The sequence below is a fragment of the Microcoleus sp. B4-D4 genome (assembly GCF_036705185.1).
GTDB lineage: Bacteria > Cyanobacteriota > Cyanobacteriia > Cyanobacteriales > Microcoleaceae > Microcoleus.
Genome location: NZ_JAUBTX010000005.1, coordinates 100591 through 113584, shown reverse-complemented (window position 1 = coordinate 113584; position 12994 = coordinate 100591). Strand labels below are relative to the sequence as shown.

The 12994-nt window shown below is 43.3% G+C and carries 13 protein-coding genes; 8 read left to right on the top strand and 5 right to left on the bottom strand.

Annotated features, from left to right (window positions below; translation table 11 throughout):
- Positions 1-98: 98 nt before the first annotated feature.
- Positions 99-917 carry a signal peptide peptidase SppA gene (gene sppA / locus QUB13_RS06445; protein ID WP_333379754.1) on the bottom strand — a complete coding sequence of 273 codons (819 nt, stop codon included), beginning with the start codon at positions 915-917 and terminating at the stop codon, positions 99-101.
- Between the two features lie 46 nt (positions 918-963).
- Between sppA and QUB13_RS06440 the strand changes: the two genes are divergently transcribed.
- Both QUB13_RS06440 and QUB13_RS06435 read left to right on the top strand, forming a co-directional pair.
- Positions 964-1101 carry a hypothetical protein gene (locus QUB13_RS06440; protein WP_333379753.1) on the top strand — a complete coding sequence of 46 codons (138 nt, stop codon included), beginning with the start codon at positions 964-966 and terminating at the stop codon, positions 1099-1101.
- Between the two features lie 147 nt (positions 1102-1248).
- Entirely contained in the window at positions 1249-2319 is a 1071-nt protein-coding gene (locus QUB13_RS06435) for a DMT family transporter (RefSeq protein WP_333379752.1), read from the top strand.
- Between the two features lie 185 nt (positions 2320-2504).
- Here QUB13_RS06435 and QUB13_RS06430 read toward each other — a convergent pair whose 3' ends face one another.
- The 3 genes from QUB13_RS06430 to QUB13_RS06420 are packed head-to-tail and all read right to left on the bottom strand — an operon-like array spanning position 2505 to position 4682.
- On the bottom strand, positions 2505-2792 hold the full coding sequence (locus tag QUB13_RS06430; RefSeq protein WP_333379751.1) for a hypothetical protein: 288 nt from the start codon (positions 2790-2792) through the stop codon (positions 2505-2507).
- Between the two features lie 50 nt (positions 2793-2842).
- Positions 2843-3514, bottom strand: a complete 672-nt coding sequence (locus tag QUB13_RS06425; protein WP_333379750.1) for a phage tail protein — start codon at positions 3512-3514, stop codon at positions 2843-2845.
- A gap of 1 nt (position 3515) precedes the next feature.
- Complete coding sequence (locus QUB13_RS06420; RefSeq protein WP_333379749.1) at positions 3516-4682, bottom strand: AAA family ATPase; 1167 nt, start codon at positions 4680-4682, stop codon at positions 3516-3518.
- A gap of 47 nt (positions 4683-4729) precedes the next feature.
- Here QUB13_RS06420 and QUB13_RS06415 point away from each other — a divergent pair, with 47 nt between their 5' ends.
- The 4 genes from QUB13_RS06415 to tcmP all read left to right on the top strand — a co-directional run bounded on the left by QUB13_RS06415 (position 4730) and on the right by tcmP (position 10805).
- A complete protein-coding gene (locus QUB13_RS06415) occupies positions 4730-5476 on the top strand; it encodes a M20/M25/M40 family metallo-hydrolase (protein ID WP_333379748.1) in 747 nt (248 codons plus the stop codon).
- 16 nt (positions 5477-5492) lie between these two features.
- Positions 5493-5621, top strand: coding sequence for a hypothetical protein (locus QUB13_RS06410; RefSeq protein ID WP_333379842.1), 129 nt, complete (start codon positions 5493-5495; stop codon positions 5619-5621).
- Between the two features lie 69 nt (positions 5622-5690).
- Positions 5691-9407, top strand: a complete 3717-nt coding sequence (locus QUB13_RS06405) for a hydantoinase B/oxoprolinase family protein (RefSeq protein WP_333379841.1) — start codon at positions 5691-5693, stop codon at positions 9405-9407.
- A 102-nt stretch (positions 9408-9509) separates the two neighbouring features.
- On the top strand, positions 9510-10805 hold the full coding sequence (gene tcmP, locus QUB13_RS06400; RefSeq protein ID WP_333114860.1) for a three-Cys-motif partner protein TcmP: 1296 nt from the start codon (positions 9510-9512) through the stop codon (positions 10803-10805).
- Between the two features lie 63 nt (positions 10806-10868).
- Here tcmP and QUB13_RS06395 read toward each other — a convergent pair whose 3' ends face one another.
- The gene (locus QUB13_RS06395) at positions 10869-11597 is read right to left on the bottom strand and encodes a DUF5131 family protein (protein WP_333379747.1); all 729 of its coding nucleotides are present in this window, start codon (positions 11595-11597) and stop codon (positions 10869-10871) included.
- Positions 11598-11819: 222 nt separating this feature from the next.
- On the opposite strand from QUB13_RS06395, the gene QUB13_RS06390 reads away from it, so the two are divergent.
- Positions 11820-12467 carry an RNA polymerase sigma factor gene (locus QUB13_RS06390; RefSeq protein WP_333379746.1) on the top strand — a complete coding sequence of 216 codons (648 nt, stop codon included), beginning with the start codon at positions 11820-11822 and terminating at the stop codon, positions 12465-12467.
- Positions 12468-12586: 119 nt separating this feature from the next.
- Positions 12587-12907: a 2Fe-2S iron-sulfur cluster-binding protein gene (locus QUB13_RS06385; RefSeq protein WP_333090556.1), complete on the top strand. Its 321-nt coding sequence runs from the start codon at positions 12587-12589 to the stop codon at positions 12905-12907.
- The last annotated feature ends 87 nt before the right edge of the window (positions 12908-12994 follow it).

The window sequence follows — 12994 nt, the reverse complement described above, 5'->3', positions numbered from 1 at the left end:
AATTACCAACTGCCAATTACCAACTGCCAACTGCCAACTGCCAACTGCCAATTAGCAACTGCCAATTAGCAACTGCCAACTGCCAACTGACTATTAAATCACGGGCGATACAGCCACAGCGGTAAACCGCTAGTCGAAAGCTCGAATTCCAGCAAGTTTTTGTAAGCTGAAAGCCCGGATGTATCCAGACTACTCCCCAAGACCCGATTTAGGAAAGGTTTAGCTTTTTCTAGCGTGCAGCACTCGGTTTTTTCCGGGTCGAGGCCTGCGAGTTCGGCTGTCCAGCGGCGAGCGTCCTCTTCGGTTCCGAGTCGATCGACCACACCCAATTCTAAGGCTTGCTGACCGCTAAAAATGCGACCGTCGGCAAAGGTTTTGACTTTTTCAACTGGGAGTTTCCGGGCTTCTGCGACGGTTTCGACGAATTGCTGGTAGGTGGTGTCGATCAAGTCTTGCAGAATTTGCTGTTCTGGCTCGGTCAATTGTCGATCGAATGCCAAGATATCTTTATACGGCCCCGATTTAATCACCTCAAAAGAAACGCCGACTTTTTCTAGCAGCTTTTCTAGATTGTTACCCCGGATAATCACGCCGATGCTGCCGGTAATTGTACCGGGATTGGCAACGATATGGTGAGATCCCATGCCGATATAGACTCCGCCAGAAGCTGAAATATTGCCGAAACTGGCGACTATTTTGATTTTTTCTTGCAAACGCTTGAGCGCGCTGTAAATTTCCTGGGAATCGCCGACTGTCCCTCCAGGGCTGTCTATCCGCAGCAGCAAGGCGGGAAATTTGCGCTCTTCAACGGTTTTGAGCGCTTCTAGAACTCGTTTGCGGGTTTCTCCGGCGATGGCTCCGGTGACTTCGATACGGGCGATTTGTTTGCGGTAGCGGGGCTTGAATGGCCAAATCATGGGCAGTTTACAGGCAATGTAGGAAATTTTGTAGCTAACTTCTAGTGTGACTCATCTGAAGGCAGTTGGCAGTTGGCAGTTGGCAGTTGGCAGTTGGCTGTTGGCTGTTGTCAGAGGGAAGAGGGAAGAAGGCTACTCGATGAGACTGAAGAAACCGGGTTTTTTGCAGAGATTCAGGGTTTGAAGCGAATATCTGGGTGAAAAAACTGGGTTTCTTGCCGATCAGTCGATCACACTTAACCCACCTTCGATATATAATTGTAAAAATTGCTTAACAAATCTACATTATTTTTCTGAGAGCCACTCTCATCAATTATTTGGAGCCCCCGCCATGCAGCTAAAAATTACCGATTCTAAACTGCCCTTTGCGCCGCTGTTGCTAATCGCGCCGTTTTTCCTGTGGGGAACCGCGATGGTAGCGATGAAAGGAGTCATGCCGCACACGACACCGCTATTTGTGGCATTTGTGCGTTTAGTACCTGCAGGCGTGTTAGTGCTGTTGGCGGCGGCGCTGATGGGAAAGGCACAGCCTGCGGGTTGGAAAGCTTGGCTGTGGATTTCGCTGTTTGCTTTAGTTGACGGTACTTTGTTTCAAGGCTTTTTAGCCGAAGGTTTGGCGAAAACCGGTGCGGGTTTGGGTTCGGTGATGATTGATTCTCAACCGCTAGCTGTGGCGATTTTGTGTTTGTGGTTGTTTCAAGAAAAAATTGGTTTTTGGGGCTGGTTGGGATTGGTGATTGGCGTTATCGGCATCAGTTTGATTGGGTTGCCCGATGGCTGGATTTTGGGGCTGTTTTCTCCCGAAGGCACGCAGGTTTCTGGGGGTATGGAACAGTTCTTTGAGGGTGGGGAATGGTTGATGCTGTTGGCGGCTTTGTCGATGGCTGTGGGTACGGTTTTGGTGCGCTGGGTTTGCCGCTATGTTGACCCGGTGGTGGCGACGGGCTGGCACATGATTTTGGGCGGTTTGCCGCTGTTGGCGATTTCGGCTGCAACTGAGTCTGAGCAGTTTGTGAATATCGATTTTTCGGGTTGGATGGCGCTAGGTTATTCTACCGTGTTCGGAAGTGCGATCGCCTACGGTTTATTCTTTTATTTTGCTTCTAGCGGCAGTTTGACGAGTTTAAGTTCTCTGACGTTTCTTACCCCAATTTTTGCTTTGCTGTTCGGCAATTTGTTCTTGGGCGAGGTGTTGAATTCGCTGCAATCTATGGGGGTAGGGCTGACTTTGGTGAGTATTTATTTAATCAACCAGCGGGATACTTTGGCGGAAAAATTGGGAAAAGTGCGGAAGGGTGAAGCTAATTGTGAGGATAAAGTGCAATTATTAGAGTCGTCAGAGTTCAAGAAAGTTGAATTTCCCGTGCAAGTGCGGGCTACAGAATTGGAGTCAGAAATTTAGAGATTTGGGAAATTTATAGCCGTTTTCAGGTAGGGAAACGGCACTGCCGTGTCCTGTATTTCAGAGAAATTTATAGCCGTTTTCAGGTAGGGAAATGGCACTGCCGTGTCCTCTATTTCAGAAAATTGAAAACTGCTATGGGGATAATTCGTTAAGTCTTGAATCATTGGTGTTTATGAGGACTTTCACAAGTTATGTTTCTCCTTCAAAGCTTCCCATCTAGCTTCGTCTGCATCGAAGTCAGGCGGGACAGGCTGAGTATTCTCAAACAAAGCTTGAAATGCTTTCACCTTCGTTTTAAACTTCGTCTGAGGTGTCTCAGGTATCGCACTTTTCGACTCGCTAGCCAGTTTAACAGCATCAGCCACCGGCCAAACGATGATTTCCACATCTCCGGGCGGCATATCCAGGGATTCCAAAACTACTAAATTCCCAGCCTCATCTATTTTACCTCTAAGTTTGTATACTTGCATACTAATCTCCTAATTTTTGTCTCTATTATACGACATAAAAATCTGGATAGTTACCAGTCATCCTCTTCAAAAATTTGAATATTTCTACCTTGAATCTCTTCTATAAAACTTTTTAAACTAGGATTATCTTCGTAATGCTTCATCAAAACTGTATGCTTGACATATTGTTTGGAAATCTCTCGATAATAATCAGGATTTTTAGCGTCAATTGTAAAATCATGTTTCTTGGAAAGTGCCTGATTTAACGTATCGAGACAGTTTTTGGATTTAGCTTTTTTCTTCTTATCTGTATAATACAGTGGGAGCAACCAACACTCAAGAGAATGTACAGAGATTGCAAACACTATCTTCTGTTGATTTTGGCTGTAAAAATCCTCACCTATCGCGCCTCTAAATTTCTCAATAACTTTTGCAATCAACTGCTGAGGAATAAACTCACCATTTTCATCTTGATGAGCGATATTATAATCTTCTGAAACATCAGTATCTATTTGAATAATGATATAGTCAATAAATTGAAATGATTCTCGAAAATCTTTTGACTTGCAATAATCAAAAACTAGAGTCCAACCGCCGTATTGAGATTTATTCTGATTGTCTTTATCTCTTTCTGGTTGAAGTGGTTTGACATCTAAATCCGAACTATCGAAATATCCAGCTAAAATATTCTCAATAACAATCTGGTCAGTAAGTCCCTCTGTAACCAATCCAAAACTAATCATATTAAAAATTTTTAGGAAGTCCGCCGATATAGCCTCTCAAAAAAGCCTCGGATAGTTTGACAGGTTCCTGTCCTTCGAGAGGTTCAGGTTTGAGAATGCGTCTGGCTTTAGTATGTCCTAATTGATTGCGGTAGATCACAAACAGCCGCTGTTGATCATCATCTAAATCTAAACCGTCCAAAACTGCCGGGTTGTGGGTTGTGAATATAACTTGTTTGTCGTGTTTTTTTGCTAATTCGACTAATTCTTGGATTAATCTGCGGCACAATCTGGGGTTGAGAGAAGCGTCAATGTTATCTATTGCAAAAAAATTAGGTGTGATATCGGTAATAAATAAAGCAAAGTAAAAAAGCAAAAACAAAAACCCTTCATTGGAACTTCTTTGATCGAAGTAAGCTAAATCTGGATCTAAATATCTATCTTTAATTTGGAGAGAGCTTTGAATATTTGATAAATTTGGAGGAGCTTCAAAATCTTGAAACCAATCTATCAATTGCAGTTTTTTCTTTATTTCATTAAGCTGCTCTGGGTTATCTGAACTCAAAAATTTTAAAAGTTTAAACAAACCTTCTCCATTAATGCCTAATGGTTGAATTTGACCTTCTTTTTCAAAAGTTCTTAAGGCTTGGTTTTCAGGAGAATAAATTATAAAAATATTGAGGGAAATTATCAGCGAGAATGCTTGCAACTCTTTGGTCAATCTTGATAGTTCTGGTTCTGAAAAATCCCTTTTTTCTTCTAATATAGATCGGAGTTTTTCTGCCCCACCGTATTTGTCAATAACACTCTTAACAGCAGTTTTTAGAAAAGTTTCAATATCACCCAAAAAATTTTTACTAACCCACTTAGAATAGGGAGAATTATCATTTTGTAAAATACAACTGAATGGTTGTACCTCATTCCCTCTTAACTCAATTTTGATATCTTTAATCAAATTGTCAATTTCAAAAGCCGATCGCATAAATTGAGGTTCTGTAACTCTGATGCCCCTAGATGCTAAAAACTCGTTATCCAGCTTATCATCAGCCGCCGCCGAAGCCAGGGCGATCGCCTCTAGGATATTACTCTTGCCGCAGCCATTTTCACCAATCAATACAGTTACTCGTCCTAATTCTAGCTTCAGCTTTTGAATGGACTTATAATTTTCGATTCTGACTTCTCCAATCATAATTCAATCCCATATAATCTGAGTGTACTCATTGTATCTGCGATCGCATGGATCTCAAAGAACGTCTGCAGGGCCACCTAATTCAAATTGTACGCGATCGCAACCCATACCTCGCATCCGAAGGGCATTTTTATGCTCAGCAATACATCCGCGAACAGTTGCGACAGTGGGGTACTGTAGAAATCGACGATTTTGCAGTGCGCGGGCGAATTCATCACAATTTTATCTTGGATTTACCCCCCCTCAGTCCCCCCCTTGGTAAGGGGGGGAAGCAAGAAGGATCGCCCCTTGCTAAGGGGGGGAAGCAAGAAAATTTGCCGATCGTAATTGGTGCTCATTACGATTCTGTACCCGGTACGCCTGGGGCTGATGATAATGCTACTGGGGTGGCTGTTTTGCTGGAACTCGCAAGGGCGATCGCACTTCAACCGCTAAAATATCCAGTACAATTAGTTGCTTTCGATATGGAAGAATACGGTTGTTGGGGAAGCAGCCATCATGCTGCTAACTTAAAAAAAAAAACAGCAGATTCGGTTGATGATTGCTTTGGAAATGTTGGGTTATTGCAACAACAAACCCAACTCTCAAAGCTATCCGGCGGGACTGAAATATTTTTATCCGAATATTGGCAATTTTATTGCTTTAATTGGGAACTTGCGGACTGTTCGCGATATGATTACTTTGAGCGGGAATATTCGCAAATCTGGTCAGCCTTGCGAGTGGTTGCCGGTGCCGAATCGAGGTTTAATTGTGCCGGATACTCGCCGCAGCGATCACGCTCCTTTTTGGGATAATGGTTATCCGGCTATTATGGTGACGGATACGGCTAATATGCGGAATCCGCATTATCATCAACCGAGTGATAAGATTGAGACTTTGGATTTGGATTTTCTTGCTGGTGTTTGTCGGGGTTTGGTTGAGGCTATTGGGTATCTATAATTTTATTTTAACGAACCGCGAAGACGCGAAGGGCGCGAAGGAAGAAAGAAGAAGATGGGAGAAGAAGATATGAATGTTTTTTACGATCGCACTTCCTGGCAATTCTGGATCGATCGCGGTGGCACTTTTACCGATATAGTAGCCCAAAAGCCCGATGGTAAGCTCGTAATTCACAAGCTGCTGTCGGAAAATCCCGATCGCTATACCGACGCAGCAGTGCAAGGAATTCGCGATATTTTGGGGATTGGGGCGGGGGAATCGATCCCGGCGGGGGAGATTGCAGCGATTAAAATGGGTACGACGGTGGCGACAAATGCTTTGCTGGAACGTAAGGGCGATCGCACAATTCTGTTAATTACTAAAGGTTTCGGCGATGCGCTGAGAATTGGCTATCAAAACCGCCCGAATATTTTTGCCCGCCACATTATTTTACCAGAAATGTTGTACGATCGCGCGATCGAAGTTGCCGAACGCTACAGCGCTACAGGTGAGGAATTAATGGCTGTCAATCCCGATTTTATCCCGTCTTTGCAGCAAGCCTACGATGAGGGAATTCGCAGTTGTGCGATCGTATTCATGCACGGCTACCGCTACTCGGAACACGAAAAACAAGTTGCTAAAATAGCGAAAGAAATTGGCTTTTCTCAAATTTCAGTATCTCACGAAGTTAGCCCGCTGATGAAACTGGTTTCGCGGGGAGATACTGCGGTTGTCGATGCTTATTTATCTCCGATTTTACGTCGATACGTCGAACAAGTAATCAGTCAGTTAATCGAGGCAGATTCCGGGAACGAGGGATTATTAATGCCCAATGCCCAATGCCCAATGCCCAATGCCCAATGCCCCAAATTAATGTTTATGCAATCGAATGGCGGCTTAGTGGACGCGGCACAATTTCAAGGCAAAAACAGTATTTTATCCGGCCCGGCTGGGGGAATAGTCGGTGCAGTTCAAACCAGTAAAAAGGCTGGTTTCGATAAAATTATTACCTTTGATATGGGCGGAACTTCGACAGATGTCGCCCATTTTAACGGCGAATACGAACGGGAATTTGAGACAGAAATTGCTGGGGTGAGATTGCGATCGCCCGTGATGGCAATTCATACTGTAGCAGCCGGTGGCGGTTCCGTTGTGTTTTTTGACGGGGCGCGCTACCGCGTCGGGCCGGAGTCTGCGGGCGCTAATCCAGGCCCTGCTTGCTATCGCAAAGGTGGCCCTTTGACTGTGACTGATTGTAATGTGATGTTGGGGAAAATTCAACCGGATTTTTTCCCGAAAGTGTTTGGATTGAATGGAGATTTGCCGATCGCCACTGAAGTAGTCAAGCAAAAATTTGTGCAGTTATCGGGTCAAATTGGGGGCGAGAGGACACCGGAACAGGTGGCTGAGGGTTTTTTGGCGATCGCCGTGGAAAAGATGGCTAATGCGGTGAAAAAAATCTCGCTTCAGCGCGGTTATGATGTTTCGGAGTATACATTGTGCTGTTTCGGCGGCGCGGGCGGCCAACACGCTTGTGCGATCGCCGATAGTTTGGGCGTCAAACGGGTGTTCATTCACCCTTATGCGGGGGTGTTATCCGCCTACGGTATGGGTTTGGCGGATGTGCGGGCTATTCGCGAAAGGGCGATCGAGGAATTATTAACTAATGAATTAATTGGTGATTTACAGGATGTTTTAGCGCAATTGGAGGCGGAGGGAAAGAGGGAATTGAACCGCAGAGGTGCAGAGGGCGCTGAGGGAGAGTCTGAGGTTTTGGTTGTGAGGAAGCTGCATCTTAAATATCAGGGAAGTGATTCGGTTTTGATGGTAAATTCTGCTGGAAATCTTGAGGAGATGCAGGCTGAGTTTGAAATCTTGCACCGACAGCGATACAGTTTTATTATGCCGGAAAAATCGCTGATTGTGGAAGCGGTTTCGGTGGAAGTTGTAGAAACCATGAATGTGCCGGATGAATCGATAGTTGCTAATTATCGTGACGCGGAATCGATCGCCCAGCAGCCAATCTCTACCGTGCAAATGTATGTTGCTGGTGAGTGGCGGGAAACGCCTGTTTATCGGAGGGACGATTTGCGATCGGGCGACTGCATTAGCGGGCCGGCTACGATCGTAGAAGCAACTGGAACTAATATTATAGAGCCTGGATGGGAAGCGACCATCACCGAAAATAATGATTTAATTTTGAACCGCAGATCGACGGAGATAGACGCAGATCGCATCCGCGTTAATTCGCGTTTATCTGCGGTTGGAGCCGATCCTGTTTTGCTGGAAATTTTTAATAACTTATTTCGGGCGATCGCCGAACAAATGGGCGTTACATTACAAAATACAAGTTCCTCAGTCAACATCAAAGAACGCCTCGACTTTTCCTGTGCAATATTCGACAAAAACGGGCAATTAGTTGCCAACGCGCCGCACATTCCCGTGCATTTAGGTTCGATGAGCGAAAGCGTAGAAGCTTTGATTTTAGCACAAATTCATACAATTAAACCTGGAGATGTTTATGTTTCTAACAATCCCTACAACGGCGGCACGCATTTACCAGATATCACCGCAATTACTCCCGTATTTGATAATTCTTCCTCTCTTCCTTTGTTTTATGTAGCCTCGCGGGGACACCACGCCGACATCGGCGGCATCACTCCCGGTTCCATGCCTCCGAATAGTAAAATTGTAACTGAAGAAGGCGTATTACTGGACAATTTTCAGCTAGTAAGCGAGGGCAAATTTCGCGAACCAGAATTACTGGACATTCTCACAAATGGAGATTTTCCTGTTCGCAATGTCGCACAAAATATCGCGGATTTGCAAGCGCAAGTTGCTGCAAACAATCGCGGTGTAGCAGAACTGATCGAGATGGTAGAATGTTACGGCTTAGAAATGGTACAAGCTTATATGGGCTTCGTGCAAAATAATGCTGAAGAATCGGTGCGGCGCGTAATAGATGTTTTGCAAGATGGCGAGTTTACTTATCCGATGGATAGTGGCGGACAGATTAAGGTAGCTATTACAATTAACAAGTCGGCGCGCAGTGCAAAAATAGATTTTACTGGCACATCTTCTCAGCAATTTAACAATTTTAATGCTCCGGCTGCGGTGTGTAAAGCGGCTGTGTTGTACGTTTTTCGCACCTTGGTAGATGACGATATTCCTCTAAATGCGGGCTGTTTGAAACCTCTGGAAATCATCAATCCGGCAGGCTGTATGCTGAATCCGCGCTATCCGGCGGCGGTGGTGGCGGGAAATGTGGAAACGTCGCAGAATATTACGGATGCTTTGTATTGTGCGCTGGGGGCGATCGCATCTTCCCAGGGCACTATGAATAATTTCACCTTTGGAAATAACAGCTATCAATATTATGAAACAATTTGTGGCGGTTCGGGTGCTGGTGCAAGTTTTGACGGTACTGATGCGGTGCAAACTCACATGACTAATTCGCGTTTAACCGATCCAGAAGTATTAGAATGGCGGTTTCCGGTGTTGTTAGAAAGTTTTGCAATCCGGGCTAATAGCGGCGGGAATGGATGTCATCGCGGGGGTAATGGAGTGGTGCGGCGAGTGCGGTTTTTGGAGGCGATGACGGCGGGAATTTTATCGGGGCGGCGGGTGATTTCTCCCTGCGGTTTGCATGGGGGTGAGGCGGGGAAAGTTGGGCGGAATTATGTGGAGAGATTTGATGGAAATGTTGAGGAGTTGGGAAGTACGGCGAGTGTGGAAATGCGATCGGGGGATGTGTTTGTAATTGAAACTCCGGGCGGCGGCGGTTATGGTGGTTGCAGGGAAAATTAAAATAGGATTACATTTTTTAATGTAAACAGATTTCTTTTTTATGCTACGCTCTATTTAGAAAATAAATTACAAATACAATTTATAATAGCACTGGTGTAAAAAATGGAAGGCGATCAACTATCTCTACCTCTATTTCCACAAAATTCAAATGAGTCAGAAAATTACTTTACTCGAAAACGGTTATGGTCAGCATCTAAGCATCGGATAATGCTAAGGTATATTCAGTGTTTTTGTTACAATCTTGGTGGTCAAAAAGCTTATCAATCAGAGCATCTAAATTATGTCGATGGGTTCGCAGGAGTAGGAAAATATACAGAAGGAATAGGAATTGAAGACTTTGTAAATAATTCAAATTTTTGGTCGAAATATAAACATGAATTTGAAAATACTGATGGTTCACCATTAATAGCTCTCAAATGTGCGAAACTCTTCAGGCAAGAAAATCGTGTAAACTTAAGATGTTTATTTATAGAATCTAATCGTAATTTCAATAGAAAGCTTCATGAGCATTGTGAACGTTTAGCAGAAAAATTGTCATATAAAATCTATAATCCACAAACATTTGAAGTTGCTTTGCCTGAGCTAATGAAAGACTTGCAAAACTATCCTACATTATTTTTTCTTGATACCTTTGCTGTTAAAGGAATGAGTTTCGATAATATATGCGAAATAGGAAACTATGTCAGCCAGTATAAGGGCGAACTGTTTTTACTTTTTCACAATATACACGTAGCTCGTAATGCTGGGCAGTACAAAACTACCTATGCTAATTCTAAAGAACAACAAACTGCCGAGACTTATATAAAAAATTTGACAAAACTTCTAGGTGTTAATTCTGATATAGATTGGAAACCAAAGTGGCTGGAACTAAAAAGTGAGCCTCAAAAATTTGAAAGGTGGGCGCTGGAATACTTCAAAGAAAGAATGAGAAAAGAAGGCGGTTTTAGAGGTGTAACTAGCTTTGAAATTAAGGAGACTTATAATGATGTCAGACCTCAATACAGTATTGTAGTTGGCAGCAATCATCCAGAAAAAGCATTTGGTTCTTTTCTGAACGATTTTGTTTGTGACGAAGATAAACTCTTATTTTTTCAAGATAATTATCAAGGAATTGAAAAATTTCTTGATAAAGAATGGGAAGCAGAACAGAAAAGACGCATCGCTATAATTAAAACACAATCTATCCAAATTTTGCGTGAATTCAAATCAGAATGGAAATCTTTTGAAGATGTAATTACTCATATTATTTTAAAATTGAATGATTTGGGTTGTTTAAAAAGAACTCAGTATTACAACGATATTCTAGGTTCACTGTATCAAGAAGGGATGTTAGAGATACAAAAACCTGGTTCCAAAAAGCCTTACACACTAAATAGTTTGTTAAAGATAGTAGAATAATATGATTATTAAATTTTAGTTGTAATAATTGCTCCTCTGTTACTAGCATTTATTCATCTTCGATCATCTAAGCAATTTTTGTCTCTGTTTATTCTCAGCTTTTGGCATCTCATCCCAAATTTTATCATCGAGAAGTCTGCCAGCAGCTTTAGGTGTTCTACCTCCCCATTGCTTGAAGAAAAACGCGACTCCAGCCTCCTGACACTGATCCCTAATACTTTGCGCCCATTCTACCTGCATCGGACGGTGTTTTACCCCCGATTCTCCCCCAACTATTACCCAATGAATGCCTTTTAAATCAAGCTCCAAAGCACCTAAAAGTGGTTCGCACGATAGGAATCTGACTTTTGCAGGTACTTGTCGCAAACAGTCAATCCTGTTAACGTAGTTTTGATTTTCAACAGACACGCCCATCCAAATATTATCAGACCATTCAAGTTGAGGCGCTAACTCTACTAAACGTTTATCTCGCTTGGTAAGGATTTGATAAATGTGATGAGGAGTTTCACGCATTACATCAAAGACTTGTTTCAAAAAATCAAGAGAAATATCTTCATGGAACAAATCGCTCATTGAATTGACAAAGATACGACTTGGCTTTCGCCAACCTCTAGGTTCGTTCAAACGCTTGGGGTGTTCTTGAAAAGTAAACCCATTAGGGAAATTAGTATGGAAACGCTTTGTTAAGGCTTCTGCATAACAATGAGTGCAGCCGGGACTGACTTTATCGCAGCCAGTTGTGGGATTCCATGTGCGATCGCACCATTCGATACCAGTATTAATGCTAGACATACAAGAATCTTACCCTTGAAACAATAAATTATCTTTTGATGTGCGCTGGATACATATAGTTTATATGTATCAATTTAGATTGATGCAGCATCGCCTACAACTCTATTATATAATTAAATTGACGTAAATATCAACAAGTTTTAAGCAGTTGCATGAACTGTAGATCCTAGTGTAGAATCATGCTGCACCAGCATTTATTCCTACAACCTTTCCAGAACAATTGTGCAAACACCTGTTTTTTCCGAACTAAACCATCCTGTGGTTAAATCCCTGTTCCACCACAGCGATCGCGAATTATTGACTTTGTTTCAAAACCATCCCGATCAAGGTCGCTTCTTCACGGCAATTTTTTGCCGCTACGCTCAAATTGTCCACTCCCTGATCCGCCATTCCGTGCGATCGCCCGTACAAGGTGATTACCTGTTCGCCCACACCTGGCTGCACATCTATCACGAGCTCCGAGGCCTAGATTTGCGCCACGAAATCCCAGAGTCTGATGGCGAAAATCTCAGCCTCCAAAACTGGCTGATTAATGTCACCGCTATCTGCATCAATCAAGCCGAATTGCCACCTGTAGAGTCGATTCACTACTCCTTGCAATCCGCTCCGCCTCCCCTCTGGTGTTACGTCAAACAAGCCTTAGAATTGTTGGCCCCGCTGCCGCGTTTAGTCGTGTTGATGGCTCAGACTTTCCGCTGGAGCGAAACACGAATCGCAGCTTATTTGCAAGCAGAAGGTGAAGCAATTTCGCCCGCTCAAGTCAAGGCTTTGCTCCAAAAAGGATATCAAACTTTAGAATCAAATCTGCCGGAGGATATTCGCGCTATTTATCTAGATGAACATCTAGAATATCAACAAGCACTTGTCTAGCAGCCGATAATTCCGCTAATATCAATTATTCTTCAGTATCGCGTTGCGCGGACTTCGTTTGATAAGAAGCGGTTTCAACCGCCTCCTTCTTAAACTCGGAAATAATATCAGAGGTGGAAATGGCAATTTATCAAGTTCGGCTGGTGAATGAAGCTCTCGCCCTCGATCGCACGATCGCCGTACCAGACGACCAGTATATCTTAGATATAGCAGAAGATGCCGGCATCCGCTTGCCCAATGGATGCAAGCAAGGAGAGTGTTCTGCTTGCGTTGCTAAACTGCTCAGTGGTGAAATCGACCAAAGCGAACAAAAGTTTTTGAAGCCGTCAGAATCGCAAGCTGGCTACGCTGTTACCTGTGTAGCTTACCCACTTTCTGATTGTACTTTGTTAACGCATCAAGAACAAGTTTTGTATCAAGCAGCTCTTTATTTTAAGTAATGCAAAGTTCTTGATTCTTGAGTCTCGCGTTGCGCGGACTTTGTTTGTATAGTCACGAATTCTATTCGCCGATAAAATCGTTATCAA

What these genes read in the sequence shown, in the direction of transcription:
- sppA (WP_333379754.1), bottom strand. Translation starts at nt 917, where the DNA reads ATGATTTGGCCATTCAAGCCCCGCTACCGCAAACAAATCGCCCGTATC.
- QUB13_RS06435 (WP_333379752.1), top strand. Translation starts at nt 1,249, where the DNA reads ATGCAGCTAAAAATTACCGATTCTAAACTGCCCTTTGCGCCGCTGTTG.
- QUB13_RS06430 (WP_333379751.1), bottom strand. Translation starts at nt 2,792, where the DNA reads ATGCAAGTATACAAACTTAGAGGTAAAATAGATGAGGCTGGGAATTTA.
- QUB13_RS06425 (WP_333379750.1), bottom strand. Translation starts at nt 3,514, where the DNA reads ATGATTAGTTTTGGATTGGTTACAGAGGGACTTACTGACCAGATTGTT.
- QUB13_RS06420 (WP_333379749.1), bottom strand. Translation starts at nt 4,682, where the DNA reads ATGATTGGAGAAGTCAGAATCGAAAATTATAAGTCCATTCAAAAGCTG.
- QUB13_RS06415 (WP_333379748.1), top strand. Translation starts at nt 4,730, where the DNA reads ATGGATCTCAAAGAACGTCTGCAGGGCCACCTAATTCAAATTGTACGC.
- QUB13_RS06410 (WP_333379842.1), top strand. Translation starts at nt 5,493, where the DNA reads ATGGTGACGGATACGGCTAATATGCGGAATCCGCATTATCATCAACCG.
- QUB13_RS06405 (WP_333379841.1), top strand. Translation starts at nt 5,691, where the DNA reads ATGAATGTTTTTTACGATCGCACTTCCTGGCAATTCTGGATCGATCGC.
- tcmP (WP_333114860.1), top strand. Translation starts at nt 9,510, where the DNA reads ATGGAAGGCGATCAACTATCTCTACCTCTATTTCCACAAAATTCAAAT.
- QUB13_RS06395 (WP_333379747.1), bottom strand. Translation starts at nt 11,597, where the DNA reads ATGTCTAGCATTAATACTGGTATCGAATGGTGCGATCGCACATGGAAT.
- QUB13_RS06385 (WP_333090556.1), top strand. Translation starts at nt 12,587, where the DNA reads ATGGCAATTTATCAAGTTCGGCTGGTGAATGAAGCTCTCGCCCTCGAT.